This is a genomic window from Microbacterium sp. NPDC097977, assembly GCF_040302605.1.
GTDB lineage: Bacteria > Actinomycetota > Actinomycetes > Actinomycetales > Microbacteriaceae > Microbacterium.
Genome location: NZ_JBEOUR010000003.1, coordinates 13743 through 27273 on the forward strand (window position 1 = coordinate 13743; position 13531 = coordinate 27273).

Sequence of the window (13531 nt, forward strand, 5' to 3'; positions counted from 1 at the left end):
ATCAACGAGATCCGAACCCCTTCTTCATGCCCACAAGGCACTATCTTGAATCGGGACGAGAGGAACACCCCCATGACCGAAGGCACTGGACGCCGTCGCGTACTTCTGAAGCTCTCCGGCGAGGCGTTCGGCGCCGGCCAGCTGGGAGTCAACCCCGACATCGTCAGCCAGATCGCGCGCGACATCGCCGCGGCGGTCGATCGTGTCGAGATCGCCATCGTGGTCGGCGGCGGCAACTTCTTCCGCGGTGCCGAGCTCAGTCAGCGTGGCATGGACCGTGGTCGCGCGGACTACATGGGCATGCTCGGGACCGTGATGAACGCCCTCGCGCTGCAGGACTTCCTCGAGCAGGCCGGTGCGCCGACGCGCGTGCAGTCCGCGATCTCGATGACGCAGGTCGCTGAGCCCTACATCCCTCTCCGCGCGGAGCGCCACATGGAGAAGGGACGCGTCGTGATCTTCGGCGCAGGAGCGGGGCTTCCGTACTTCTCCACCGACACCGTCGCCGCGCAGCGTGCCCTCGAGATCGGTGCACAGGAGGTCCTCGTCGCCAAGAACGGCGTCGACGCGATCTACACGGCGGATCCCAACAAGCACGCGGATGCCGAGCGCATCGAACGGGTCACCTACCGGGATGCTCTGCAGCGCGGTCTGAAGGTCGTCGACTCGACCGCGTTCAGCCTGTGCATGGACAACAACATGGACATGCGCGTCTTCGGCATGGAGCCCGCGGGCAACGTCACGCGCGCACTGCTCGGAGAGCCCATCGGAACTCTCGTCACGTCCTGAGTGCCTGCGGATGCCCGGCGTCCGCGACCGATAGAATTTCAGAACACCCCGACGATAGGAGTCACCGTGATCGCGGATGTCCTCGCTGAAACAACCTCCCGTATGGCGCGCGCCGTCGAGGCCGCCAAGGAGGACTTCTCCACGGTCCGCACCGGCCGCGCCAACCCGCAGCTCTTCCAGAAGGTGCTCATCGACTACTACGGGACGCCGACTCCGCTCTCGCAGCTCGCCTCTCTGGCGAACCAGGAGGCGCGCACGCTCATCATCACGCCGTACGACAAGTCGGCGTTGAAGAGCATCGAGCAGGCGATCCGCGACATGCCCAACCTCGGTGCGAACCCGACGAACGACGGCAACCTCGTGCGTGTGACCATGCCCGAGCTCACCGCGGACCGTCGCAAGGAGTACGTCAAGCTCGTGAAGACCAAGGGCGAGGACGCGAAGGTCCACGTCCGCGGCATCCGCCGCAAGGCGAAGGACGAGCTCGATGCTCTCAAGAGCGAACTCGGTGAAGACGAGATCGCTCGGGGGGAGAAGGAGCTCGATGCCCTCACGCGCCAGCACGTCGACCTGATCGACGACGCACTCAAGCGCAAAGAGGCTGAGCTCCTCGAGGTGTAGGCGGCATGTCCGACGATCCCACCGCTGACGACACCGACACGCCGCCGATGCGCCGCGAGGTGCGCGATTCGGCGACCCCGAGTGGCGGCGGACCCCTCGAGGACGGGGCGTTCCCGGCGTTCGACCCCGCAGTGGTGCCGCCCCGGCCGCCCGCACCCGCGGTCTCCGCTCCGGCGGCTCCCTCCTCCTCGATCCCGTCTTCGCTGGACACCGCCGATCACAATGCGATCAGGGAGCAATGGCGCGCGGCCAGGGATGAGCTGGGCACGCACGTGTCGAATGCCCGTGGTCAGCTCGATCAGGCCAACGAGCGCATCAAGGAGCGCACCGGCCGCGACCTGATCCTCGCGATCCTGATCGGTCTGGCGTTCGGTGCCGCGCTGCTCGCGTCACTGCTCTTCATCAAGGTGCTCTTCGTGCCCTTCGCTCTGGCGGCGGCACTGCTCGGCGTCTACGAGCTGTCGTTGGCGCTGCGAGGTTCAGGACGTCGGATCGACGTGGCGCCGCAGTTCGCGGCTGCGACGATGATCGTGCTGTCGGCGTTCTTCCTCGATCTGTGGCTCGTCTGGATCGTCCTGTTCCTCGCCGTCGCCTTCGTCATCGTCTGGCGCCTGGTCGGGCAGATGATCGCCGCGGACGGTCGGACGTACGGCGACGTGCTCGGCGACGTCGTCATCGGCGGCTTCGTGCAGATCTACGTCCCGTTCCTCGCCGCCATCGCGCTGATCCTCCTCAAGCAGGAGGACGGGCAGTGGTGGGTGCTGAGCTTCATCGCGATCGCCGTGGCCGCGGACACAGGCGCATATGCGGCCGGCCTCGCTTTCGGACGGCATCCGATGGCTCCGAAGATCAGCCCCAAGAAGACCTGGGAGGGCTTCGCCGGTGCCGTGGTCGCGTCGGTCGCGGCCGGAGTGCTCCTCGCCCTCTTCCTGCTGCACCTTCCCTGGTGGATCGGCGTGATCTTCGGCGCAGCGATCCTGCTGTCCGCGACGTTGGGCGACCTCGGTGAGTCCATGCTCAAGCGGGATCTCGGGATCAAGGACATGAGTTCCTGGCTCCCCGGCCACGGCGGACTGCTGGACCGCCTCGACAGCATCCTGCCGTCGACGATCCCGGCTCTCTGCCTCTACTTCCTCTTCTCCTCCTGGACGGTGCTCTGATGGTTGACGATGTCGAACGGGTCGCTGACGGTGCCGAACAGGCGCCTCCGGCATTCTCGGTGACGAGCGGCAGAGTGCGCGGATACCACCGCGCCGCCGTCGACACCTTCCTCGCCGCAGCGCGGACGGCGTTCGAAGCGGACGGCGACGACCTCAGTGCCGCCGACGTGCGCGTCGCCTCGTTCCCCTTGGTCAAGAACGGCTACGTCGTCGCCGAGGTCGACGCCGCTCTCGGTCGTGTGGAGGACGCTCTGGCGGCACGCGCCCGCGAACGCGCAGTGCGTTCCGCCGGGGCCGGCGCCTGGGTGGAGCAGGCCCGAGACGAGGCTCAGGTCATCCTCGATCATCTCGCGCGCCCGGCGAAGCACCGCTTCGCGCGGACCGGTGTGCTCACCTTCGGCTACCGGATCGACGAGGTCGACCACGTCAGCGGACGGATCGCCCGGTATCTCCGCGACGGAGAGCCGCTGACCGCCGAGCAGCTGCGGTCCGCGGCGTTCCGGATGCAGCGGGGCGGGTACCGCGAGGAGCAGGTCGATGCCCTGCTGGACGCGGCCGTCGACGTGATCCTGGCCGTTCGCTGAGCGTTCTCGTGGCCTCTTCGGAGCGCACCGGGTAGACTCCCCTCTATCGTGAACTCCCGAAACGACATGACCCCCCTCCGCGACGACGTCTCGCCGATGCCTGCATCAGCGACTCTCTCGGCGCGCTCGGGCAGTCGTCGACGTGGTGTGGTCGGGTTCTTCAGCGCTCTGGCGGTCGTGGGTTTCGCCGCCGCCATGGTCGCTCCGACGGGCGTGGCGCTGGCTGAGCAGCCCCTGGCCGAGGGGCCGGAATCCGCATACGCGGCGGCGCTCACCGAGACGCAGAACCTCACCGTGACCGTCGAGGGCGCCGAGATCGCTCCGATCCAGCGCGGCACCTTCTCGGTGTACGTCACCCCGAAGCCGACTCCGACGCCCACCCCTTCGACCGCCTCCTCCGGTGACTCCGGTTCGGGCTCGGGAGGCGGCGGACCGCTCTTCTACACCGGCGGCGGCGCTCCTGCGGAGTGGATGGCTGCGGCCGGAATCGCCGAGTCCGACTGGGGCTACGTCGACTACATCGTCTCGCGAGAGAGCGGGTGGAACCCGAACGCGACGAACAAGTCGTCGGGTGCCTGCGGTCTCGTCCAGGCTCTCCCGTGCAGCAAGGTGCCGGGCAACGGCTACGACCCTGTCGACAACCTCCGGTGGGCGACGGGCTACGCGACCGGTCGGTACGGCAGCTGGGCCGGCGCGCACGCGTTCTGGACGAACAACCACTGGTGGTGAGCGGCCGTCATGGCCCGCTCCCGCAGACGCCGTCCGTCGCGCCCGGACGCTGAGGATTCGCTCGACCGCCTGCTCGCCTCCTGGAAGCGCTCCGAGGTGCGCCGCGGCGCGCAGTGGACGGTGCAGCCGGTGTCGGCGGCACAGGCGCTCAAGGAGTACATCTGCCCGGGGTGCGGACGCACCGTCGCGCCGGGCACGGCCCACCTGGTCGTCTGGCGCGCCGATGGCGTACTGGGCGACGCGGCAGATCTCGCCTCCCGGCGACACTGGCACACACACTGTTGGAGGATCGCATGAGCATCGAGATTCGTGGACCGCTCGAGCTTCCGGCTCGACGCGAGGACATCGTCCTGGAGACGGCCGACGGGCTGAGCCTCGTCGGCGAGCTGGCGATGCCGGAATCGTCGGGCCCGGTGGCGACGCTCGTCACGCTGCATCCGCTGCCCACCGCCGGTGGCTTCATGGACTCCCACATCATCCGCAAGGCGGCGGCACGTCTCCCGGCACTGGCGGACCTCGCCGTGCTGCGCTTCAACACCCGGGGCACCACCTCGCCGCGAGGCACCAGCGACGGGGCGTTCGACGGGGGAGCGGCGGAGCAGTTCGACGTGGCCGCCGCGATGGACTTCGTGCGCGAACGCGGCTTGCCTCGTCCCTGGTTGCTCGGTTGGTCGTTCGGCACGGAGCTCGCGCTCAAGTACGGGCGCCAGCACGACGTGGAGGGCATCATCCTCCTCTCGCCTCCGCTGCACCGTGCGACAGCCGCAGAGGTCGCGGCGTGGGCGGATTCGGACGTCGACGTGGTCGTCCTCGTGCCTGAGCTCGACGACTACCTCCGCCCGCCCGAGGCCAGGGAGCGCTTCGCCTCCATCCCGCACGCGACACTGATCGCGGTCGAGGGCGGCAAGCACCTGTGGGTGGGGGAGAGCCAGACGCGCCGCGTGCTGACGGAGATCGTCGCAGCGGTGAATCCGACGGCGCTTCCCCTGCCGACCGAGTGGCCGTCGGCCTAGAGCTCGTTCATCCGCGGGATCAGCACCTGGCGGTAGAGGATCAGGATGCTCGCTGCCACCGGGATGGCGATCAGAGCGCCGAGAAGGCCCAGCAGGCTTCCACCCGCGAGCGCCGCGACCACGACGACCGCGCCAGGCACGGAGACGGCCCGGCTCATGATGCGCGGCGAGATCACGTACGCCTCGATCTGCATGTAGATGAGGTAGTAGACCGCCGCGGCGATCGCGGTGGCCGGTGAGCCGAGGCCCGGGATCAGGCACACGAGCACGATGATCGTCGAACCCGTGAGTGTTCCCACGAGCGGGATCAGAGAGAAGAAGAAGGCGACGACGGCGAGCACGGCCGGGAACGGCGCATCGATGATCGTGAGGAAGATCATGCTCAGGATGCCGTTGATCACCCCCTGCGTGACCTGCCCCATGACGTAGTAGCCGACGGAGTCCGTGATCTGCTCGGCCAGGTCGATGAAGCGCTCCCGCTTCGACGCGGGGGCGAGCTGGTAGACAGCGCGCTTCAGCGACGGCGTGGAGGCGGTCAGATAGATCGTCAGGATGAGGACGATGAACGCGCCGAAGAGCCCGCTGACCACGGCGCCGCTCGCCGCGAGAACGCTCTGGCCGATGGATCCGCCGATCTGCGCGAGGTTGGTCTCGAGCCAGTTCGTGACGTAGGCGAACACCTCATCGACCTTCAGGTTCGGGAAGGTGTCGACCATCCACTGCCGCAGATCCTCGAGGAAGGTGCCGCGCTGCACGATGGCCGTGATCTGGGCAATGAGCTGCGAGATCTGGTCGACCAGCACCGGGATGACGATCAGGATGATGCCGGCGAAGATGCTGAGGACGCCGAGGATCGTGATCAGCACCGCGACCCAGCGAGGCAGCTTCTTGCGCTCGAGGAACGAGACGAGCGGATCGAGTCCCAGACTCAGGAAGAGCGCGGTGCCGACGTAGAGCAGCACGGTCGACAGACTCTCGACGCTGCCGATAAGCAGGATGCCGAGTCCCACGCCGAGCGTCGCCACCAGGGCGGTGCGGAACGGGTTGTGGATCTTCATCGCGGCTCCTCGGGAATACGGGTGCTGCAAGGCTATCGAGCGCACCGGGACTCGCCGACACGACGTGCCGCGCGACCGGGTGAGGCATGCCCTCGTGGGCAACACTCAGGAGCTTTCGCTAGTCTGAAACGTCGAGTGTTGCGACTCGGGTGTGCGCCCGCGTCGTGTGAGGAGACTATTCGTGCGTTTCGTATGGGCCGTCGTGGCCTTCGTGCTGGCCGCGGGACTGATCGCTGCAGGCATAGCCCAGCGAACCATCTTCATGGGTCCGTCGACCCAGGAGGCGGCGGTCGCCGTGGAAGAACCCGCCCCGTATGTGCTGCTGGACGGCGACGTCCTGCGTGAGCACCCGGGCGCTCAGACCCTCCTCGTCCGTGGTGACGGCGACATCTTCGCGGCGTATGGCAGGACCGCCGACATGGAGGCGTGGCTCGCCGGTTCGTCGTACAACCACGCCTCGGTCGGCGCGGACGGCGACATCGACGTCGCGTTCGTCGACGCCGCAGAGTCGGGGGACGACGGAGGCGACACGGCGGGGGAGACCCCGGCCCCGGAGGAGACCCCTGCGGTGGAGGAGACTCCCGCACCCGAGGAGTCCGCTGCCACGGAGGAGACTCCCGCCACCGAGGAGACCCCCGCGGCAGAAGCGACGCCGGCCACCGAGGAGGCTCCCGTGGAGGAGGCTCCGGCGGCGGAGACCACGACCGGACGCAGCCCTGTGGGCTCGGACCTCTGGCTCGACTCCTTCACCGACACGGACTCGCTCATCGCCGACATGCAGCTCCCGGAGGGCGTGAGCGTGATCATCGCGCGCGACGGCACCGCAGACGCACCCGAGGACATCGCGGTCTCCTGGCCGCTCGACACGTCGACGCCGCTCGCGGGGCCGCTGCTCTCGGCCGGAGCCGCGATGCTCCTCGTCGGCCTCGTCCTCTACGTCCTGGCGATCCGCCATCAGCGCCGCGGTCGTGGTCCGCGCCGCAAGGGCCCTGGCCCTCTTCCCCCCACGGAGCCCATCGACATCGCACAGCTTCCGCCGGCGGAGCGCGCGGTGATCGAGGAGACCCCGTCGGCGCCCGCGCCGGACACCTCGGCGACTGACGCTCCGGCACCCGATGGGAAGCCCGCGGACGCGTCGGCCACGCCCGGCAGCGACACGTCCGGCCGCGATGTCCGCACGTCGGAGCGACGCGCATCCGCGCCGGCACGCCGGCGACGTCTGCTGGCGATCCCGGCGATCGCTCTGACCGCGCTCATCGCGACCGGGTGCTCGGCCGAGTCCTGGCCGCAGTTCGGTGAGGGCACCCCGTCGCCGTCGCCGACCGCGACGATCATCGCGCCGGAGAACCAGAAGCCGCCGGCCGTCACCGAGGCGCAGGCGAAGCGCATCCTGCAGGAGGTCTCGGCCACGCTGTCCGACGCGGATGCCGCGATGGACATCGATCTGGCGGCCACGAGACTCGACGGGCCGGCGCTGACCGCTCGCACGACCGAGTACGCGCTGCGCACCGCTCTGCCCGACACCACCCCTCCCGCGGCGATCCCGACCGATGAGGTCGAGGTCGTGCTCCCCGAGGCGACCGACCGCTGGCCGCGCACCGTGCTGCTGCTGTCCAAGAGCAGCGGGGACGACACGATCCCGCCGGTCATCCTGACGATGACGCAGCAGGACCCGTGGTCGAACTACAGGGTCGACAACATGGCCGAGATGTCGGCGGACGCCGCCTTCCCGAAGGTCGCCGCAGCCTGGCTCGGCACGTCGCTCATCCCCGACGACTCCGCATTCCTGAGCATCCGACCCGCCGACCTCGCGACGATGTTCGCGGATGCGGTCGACGAGGGCGAGCAGAGTGCGTCGTACGGACAGTTCGACGAGCTCTCGCAGAACCTCGCGCAGTCGATCCGCGACAGCCGACAGTCTGTGGTTCAGAACCTGGCGGACAACGGCGCGGCCGAGACCAGCCAGACCTCGTTCGACATCGTGCCCGCGGATCCCGCGCCGGTGTCGATGGCCACGCTCGACAGCGGTGCGATCGTCGCGGTCTCGCTCATCGACACCGAGTCGGTGACGCCGACCTCTGCCGATGCCGTGATCCGCTTCGGCGACAACGCCCAGGCGAAAGCGCTGACCGGGGTGACCGAGTCCGCCAAGGGCGTCACCACCAAGTACGAATTCCAGTTGTTCTTCTCCGTCCCCGCCCAGGGGTCCTCTGAGCAGATCCGGCTTCTCGCCGTGCGCCAGGACCTTCTCTCCGTCGAGGTGATCAAGTGACCGAAATGTCTCCCGCCGCTCTCCGAGGTGCTGTCGACCTCTCCTCCCTCCGCAATCGTCCCGCGGCTCCCGCGCCCGGCGCGCAGCCTCAGACGGGGGCGCCCATGGCCGATGTGGTCGTCGACGCGACGGACGAGTCGTTCGGCCAGATCCTCGAGCTGTCGCGCACCGTTCCGGTGGTCGTCGACCTCTGGGCGGAGTGGTGCGGACCCTGCAAGCAGCTCAGCCCCATCATCGAGAAGGTCACGCGCGAGCTCGGCGGCAAGGTGCTGCTCGCGAAGGTCGACGTCGATGCCAACCCGCAGCTCGCTCAGGGGTTCCGTGCGCAGTCGATCCCCATGGTGGTCGCGCTGATCGCGGGCCAGCCGGTCCCCATGTTCACCGGAGCGGTGCCGGAGCAGCAGGTGCGCGAGGTGTTCGCGCAGCTCCTGCAGCTCGCGGCCCAGAACGGCGTCACCGGCTCGCTCGATGTGGGAGCGCCCTCCGAGCAGCCTGACGCGCCCGAAGAGCCGCCGATGCCGCCGCTGCACGCGGAGGCGTTCGCCGCGATCGAGATGGGCGATTACGCGGCCGCGATCGTCGCCTACGAGAAGGCGCTCGCGGAGAACCCCCGCGACGAGGATGCCATCGCGGGACTGGGGCAGGTGCGTCTGCTGGAGCGCGTCCAGAAGCTGGACCTCCAGGACGCACGGGCCGCGGCGGCAGCGGGTCCGCTGGACATCGCGGCGCAGTTCGACGTCGCCGACCTCGATCTCGCCGGCGGACACGTCGACGATGCCTTCGGTCGGCTGCTGGACCTCTTCGCTCAGCTGCCGTCGGACGAGCGCACGCCGGTGCGCGAGCGCCTCGTCGAGCTCTTCGGGCTCATCGGCGTGACCGACCCCCGAGTCGTCACGGCGCGCAACAGGCTCACGTCACTGCTTTTCTGAGGCGTCCGCCGCGCGGGCGGCACTCGGCATCTGCCGATCAGCGTCCGCGCGGCGCAGACGGTCACCCGTGGGTGATCGTCGGGACGTGCGGCTCTCCCTCGTAGCGCAGCCAGATCGTCGACAGTGCGGGCAGCGTCATGGTCGCGGACGCGACGCCGTCGCCGTCGTCATGAGCGACGACCATCCCGAGATTTCCCGAGCCCCGTCCGCCGTAGGCGGCAGCATCCGTGTTGAGGATCTCCTGCCACACCCCGGCTCCGGGGAGGGTCAGGCGGTATCCGCTGCGCTCCAGGCCGGCGAAGTTGCTGATCACGGCCACCCGACCGCCGTGCGCGTCACGGCGCTCGAACGCGATCACGTTCGGATCCCAGCTCGGTGCCCCGAGGCGCGAGAACGAGGATCCGTCGCTGTCGCGCTCCCACAGCGGCGCCTGCGCGCGGTAGGCGCGGTTGAGTTCGCCGACGAAGCCCTGCAGCTGCGCGTGCGAGGGCTGATCGAGCAGCCACCAGTCGAGTTCGCGAGACTCGGACCATTCGCCGAGCTGCCCGAACTCCTGACCCATGAAGAGGAGCTTCTTGCCGGGGTGCCCCCACATGTACCCGAGGTACGCCCGCACATTCGCGAGCTTGTGCCAGTGGTCGCCCGGCATCTTCGAGACGAGGCTGCCCTTGCCGTGCACGACCTCGTCGTGGCTGATCGGCAGCAGATAGTTCTCGCCGAAGGCGTAGACGAACGAGAAGGTCATCTCGCCCTCGTGGTGCGCCCGGTACATGGGATCGCGCTCGATGTACTGGAGCGAGTCGTTCATCCAGCCCATGTTCCACTTGAAACCGAACCCCAGGCCCGCGTGATCGGTCGGGGCGGTGACACCGGGGAAGCTGGTGGACTCCTCCGCGATCATCAGCACGCCGGGGTGCACGCGGTATGCGGTGGCGTTGACCTCCTGGAGGAACCGGATGGCCTCGAGATTCTCCCTGCCGCCGTGGATGTTCGGTTCCCATTCACCGTCGTTGCGCGAGTAGTCGAGGTACAGCATCGATGCGACGGCATCGACACGGAGCCCGTCGACATGGAACTCGCTGAGCCAGAACAGTGCGTTCGCGACCAGGAAGCCCCGTACCTCGGCGCGGCCGTAGTCGAAGATGAGCGTGCCCCAGTCCTGGTGCTCGCCGCGGCGCGGATCCGGGTGCTCGTACAGGGGCTGTCCGTCGAACCGGGCGAGTGCGAACGCATCCTTGGGGAAGTGCCCAGGAACCCAGTCCATGATCACGCCGATGCCCGCCTGATGCAGGCGGTCGATCAGGTATCGCAGATCGTCGGGGCTGCCGAAACGGCTCGTGGCGGCGTAGTACCCGCTCACCTGGTAGCCCCAGGAACCTCCGAACGGATGCTCCGCCAGAGGCATGAACTCGACGTGGGTGAAGCCGGTCTCCGTCACGTGCTCGATCAGCGGATCCGCCGCATCGCGGTAGCTGAGACCACCCCGCCAGGATCCCAGGTGCACCTCGTAGACCGAGAGCGGCTGAGCGACCGCGTGCGTCGCCGCACGCCGCGTCATCCACGCACCGTCCGACCAGGCGTACGTCGACTGCGTGATGACCGAGGCGGTCTCCGGCGGGACCTGCGCGGCCTGCGCCATCGGGTCCGCCTTGAAGATCCAGGAACCGTCTCTGGTGCGGATCTCGTACTTGTAGGTCGTGCCCGCAGCGAGGTCGGGGACGAACAGCTCCCAGATCCCGCTTCCGCCCATCGAGCGCATCGCGTGGGACTCGCCGCTCCACCCGTTGACGTCGCCGACGACGCGCACCGCGGTCGCGTTCGGAGCCCAGACGGCGAACGCCACACCGGACTCTCCGTCGACCACGCGCGGGTGGGCGCCGAGTGCATCCCACAGCCGTTCGTGGCGTCCCTCCGCGATCAGATGCAGATCGAGCTCTCCGAGCGTGGGTCCGTGCCGGTACGGGTCTCCGGCGAGTGTCTCCTCGCCTCCCGCATAGGCCGTGGCGAGACGGTAGGCGACAGGTGCCCCGGCATGCTGAGCCTCCCAGATGCCCTCTGCGACGTGTGCGAGCTGCAGGCGCGAGCCGTCCTCGAACACCGCTGCGACGGACTCGGCCAGCGGCCGCCGTGCGCGGATGACGGTGACGGTGCGTCCGCTCGCATCGGTGGCCGGGTGCGAGCCGAGGACGGCGTGCGGGTCGTGGTGGCCCCCCGCCGCGACCGCGGTCCATTCCGACGTCGTCGTCGTATCTTCTGCGTGGCTCATGCTCGGCTCCTCACCTTCAGGATGTGCACCGGCTCGGCGAAGGCGTCGAGGCGCACGTAGTTGTGATCGGCCCAGGTCCAGACAGCTCCGGTGAGCAGATCCTCGACCTCGAAGGGCTCGCCAGGCTCGACACCCCAGACGGTGGTGTCGAGGTGAACGGTGGTCTCACGCACCGAGTGCGGGTCGACGTTGGCGATCACGAGGATCGTGTCGGGGGAGCCGGTCCCGGTGAACGCGGCGTCCAGATGCTTGCTGTAGACGAGCACGGCATCGTCGTCGCTCCAGTGCACCGAGAGGTTGCGCAGCTGACGCACCGCGGGGTGGGCATCGCGGATCTCGTTGAGCCGGCGCAGCAGGGGCGCCAGTGAGTCGCCCGCCGCCTCGGCACCTTCCCAGTCCCTGACCTTGTACTCGTACTTCTCGTTGTCGATGTTCTCCTCGGAGCCCGGGCGGGCGACGTTCTCGAAGAGCTCGTACCCCGCGTACACGCCGTACACGGGGGCAGCCGTCGCGGCGATGCACGCGCGGATGCGGTAGGCGGCCCTCCCGCCGAACTGCAGGTACTCGGTGAGGATGTCGTGGGTGTTGACGAACAGGTTCGGCCGCATGTAGTCGCTGGTGTCGTGCGAGACGCTGGCGAGGAACTCCTCGAGCTCCGCCTTCGTGTTCCGCCACGTGAAGTAGCTGTAGCTCTGCTGGAATCCGACGGCGGCCAGCGCCCGCATGACGGCGGGGCGGGTGAACGCCTCGGCGAGGAAGATGACGTCGGGATCCACGGCGTTCACCGTGGCGATCAGCCACTCCCAGAACTGCAACGGCTTGGTGTGCGGATTGTCGACACGGAAGATCTTCACGCCCTCGCGCACCCAGTGCTGGACGATCCGCAGCATCTCGCGGTAGATGCCCTCAGGGTCGTTGTCGAAGTTGAGCGGATAGATGTCCTGATACTTCTTCGGAGGGTTCTCCGCATACGCGATCGTGCCGTCGGGCAGCGTCGTGAACCACTCCGGGTGCTCTGCGACCCACGGGTGGTCGGGCGACGCCTGCAGCGCCAGGTCGAGGGCCACCTCGAGCCCCTCCGCCCGAGCGGCACGCACGAACGCCCGGAAGTCGGCGGGCTTGCCCAGGTCGGGGTGGATCGCGTCGTGACCACCCTCTGCGGCGCCGATCGCATACGGCGAGCCGGGGTCGGCGGGCTCGGTGGTGAGCGTGTTGTTCCGTCCCTTGCGGTTGGTCACGCCGATCGGGTGCACCGGAACGAGGTAGATCACGTCGAAGCCCATCGCCGCGACCGCGGGCAGGCGCTTGGCCGCGGTACGGAACGTGCCGCTCCTGATCGAGCCGTCCTTCAGCCGGCGCGCGCCCTCGGAGCGCGGGAAGAACTCATACCAGGCACCCACGCCCGCCGCGGTGCGCTCGACCAGCAGACGGTGCGGGGCAGAGACGGAGCGCAGGGAGGTCAGCGGCCGGTCGGCGAAGATGTGCGCGAGCTCCGGGTCGGTCGACACGGCGATGGTCGTCGCGGCGTCGCCGTCGGCGAGCGAGGCGGCGACGCCGGCCAGCCTCTTGCGCTGCGCCGCGGGCCGATCCTTCTCCGCAGCGGCGCGGGACAGCAACTGGGCGCCCAGAGCGGCCATCACCGGCACATCCACACCTGCCGCCACCTTGAGCTCGGCGGCGTGGGCCCAGGTCGCGAAGTCGTCGGCGAATCCCTCGAAGCGGAAGGACCAGTCTCCCTGCACGTCGATGGCGACGTCGGCGGCCCACCGATCGGTGCCGTCGAGCAGCGGCGTGAGACGGTGCAGACTCTCGTCGCCGTCCGGCGCGGTCAGACGCAGGTGCACCCCGATGATGTCGTGGCCCTCGCGGAACGACACGACGCTGAACGGCACGACCTCGCCGACCACGGCCTTGGGCGGGAATCCCTCGGGGACGCGGGGGCGGGCATCCAGCAGCGGGATCCTCGTCGTGCGGAGGCCCTCGCCATCCGATACGGCGCCGACGGGGCGCAGCGGGATCTGAGACGGGCTCCGGAGAGCATTCGGACGGATGCTGCTTGTACGTGCGGCCACTCCCCGAATGTACCGCCCCGGACGCACAGCGGGTAGCG

12 protein-coding genes are annotated in these 13531 nt (G+C 68.8%); 9 read left to right on the top strand and 3 right to left on the bottom strand.

Features of this window, described 5'->3' with window-relative positions:
- The first annotated feature begins 72 nt into the window (after positions 1–72).
- The 7 genes from pyrH (at position 73) to ABTZ43_RS01300 (ending at position 4896) form a co-directional block, all read left to right on the top strand.
- Positions 73–789 (top strand): UMP kinase, encoded by a 717-nt coding sequence (gene pyrH / locus ABTZ43_RS01270; protein WP_045255213.1) that lies wholly within the window; start codon positions 73–75, stop codon positions 787–789.
- A gap of 66 nt (positions 790–855) precedes the next feature.
- Entirely contained in the window at positions 856–1410 is a 555-nt protein-coding gene (gene frr, locus ABTZ43_RS01275) for a ribosome recycling factor (protein WP_056417204.1), read from the top strand.
- Positions 1411–1415: 5 nt separating this feature from the next.
- Positions 1416–2570 (top strand): phosphatidate cytidylyltransferase, encoded by a 1155-nt coding sequence (locus ABTZ43_RS01280; protein ID WP_056417207.1) that lies wholly within the window; start codon positions 1416–1418, stop codon positions 2568–2570.
- Positions 2570–3154: a DivIVA domain-containing protein gene (locus ABTZ43_RS01285; protein ID WP_056417210.1), complete on the top strand. Its 585-nt coding sequence runs from the start codon at positions 2570–2572 to the stop codon at positions 3152–3154. Before ABTZ43_RS01280 ends, ABTZ43_RS01285 begins: the two co-directional genes overlap by 1 nt.
- Positions 3155–3202: 48 nt before the next feature.
- Positions 3203–3883: an aggregation-promoting factor C-terminal-like domain-containing protein gene (locus ABTZ43_RS01290; protein ID WP_253386018.1), complete on the top strand. Its 681-nt coding sequence runs from the start codon at positions 3203–3205 to the stop codon at positions 3881–3883.
- 9 nt (positions 3884–3892) lie between these two features.
- Positions 3893–4180, top strand: a complete 288-nt coding sequence (locus ABTZ43_RS01295) for an Rv1322 family protein (protein WP_149423112.1) — start codon at positions 3893–3895, stop codon at positions 4178–4180.
- On the top strand, positions 4177–4896 hold the full coding sequence (locus ABTZ43_RS01300) for an alpha/beta hydrolase (protein WP_056417216.1): 720 nt from the start codon (positions 4177–4179) through the stop codon (positions 4894–4896). Before ABTZ43_RS01295 ends, ABTZ43_RS01300 begins: the two co-directional genes overlap by 4 nt.
- Here ABTZ43_RS01300 and ABTZ43_RS01305 read toward each other — a convergent pair.
- Positions 4893–5954: an AI-2E family transporter gene (locus ABTZ43_RS01305; RefSeq protein WP_149423111.1), complete on the bottom strand. Its 1062-nt coding sequence runs from the start codon at positions 5952–5954 to the stop codon at positions 4893–4895. The two genes, ABTZ43_RS01300 and ABTZ43_RS01305, sit on opposite strands and share 4 nt — an antisense overlap.
- A gap of 181 nt (positions 5955–6135) precedes the next feature.
- Between ABTZ43_RS01305 and ABTZ43_RS01310 the strand changes: the two genes are divergently transcribed.
- Together ABTZ43_RS01310 and ABTZ43_RS01315 are read left to right on the top strand one after the other, a co-directional pair.
- Positions 6136–8226 (top strand): DUF8094 domain-containing protein, encoded by a 2091-nt coding sequence (locus ABTZ43_RS01310; RefSeq protein WP_350537583.1) that lies wholly within the window; start codon positions 6136–6138, stop codon positions 8224–8226.
- Positions 8227–8231: 5 nt separating this feature from the next.
- On the top strand, positions 8232–9155 hold the full coding sequence (locus ABTZ43_RS01315) for a tetratricopeptide repeat protein (RefSeq protein ID WP_350537626.1): 924 nt from the start codon (positions 8232–8234) through the stop codon (positions 9153–9155).
- 61 nt (positions 9156–9216) lie between these two features.
- On the opposite strand, the gene glgB is transcribed toward ABTZ43_RS01315, so the two are convergent.
- Together glgB and ABTZ43_RS01325 are read right to left on the bottom strand one after the other, a co-directional pair.
- Complete coding sequence (gene glgB, locus ABTZ43_RS01320; RefSeq protein ID WP_350537584.1) at positions 9217–11421, bottom strand: 1,4-alpha-glucan branching protein GlgB; 2205 nt, start codon at positions 11419–11421, stop codon at positions 9217–9219.
- Positions 11418–13493: an alpha-1,4-glucan--maltose-1-phosphate maltosyltransferase gene (locus tag ABTZ43_RS01325; protein ID WP_350537585.1), complete on the bottom strand. Its 2076-nt coding sequence runs from the start codon at positions 13491–13493 to the stop codon at positions 11418–11420. Before ABTZ43_RS01325 ends, glgB begins: the two co-directional genes overlap by 4 nt.
- Between the last annotated feature and the right edge of the window lie 38 nt (positions 13494–13531).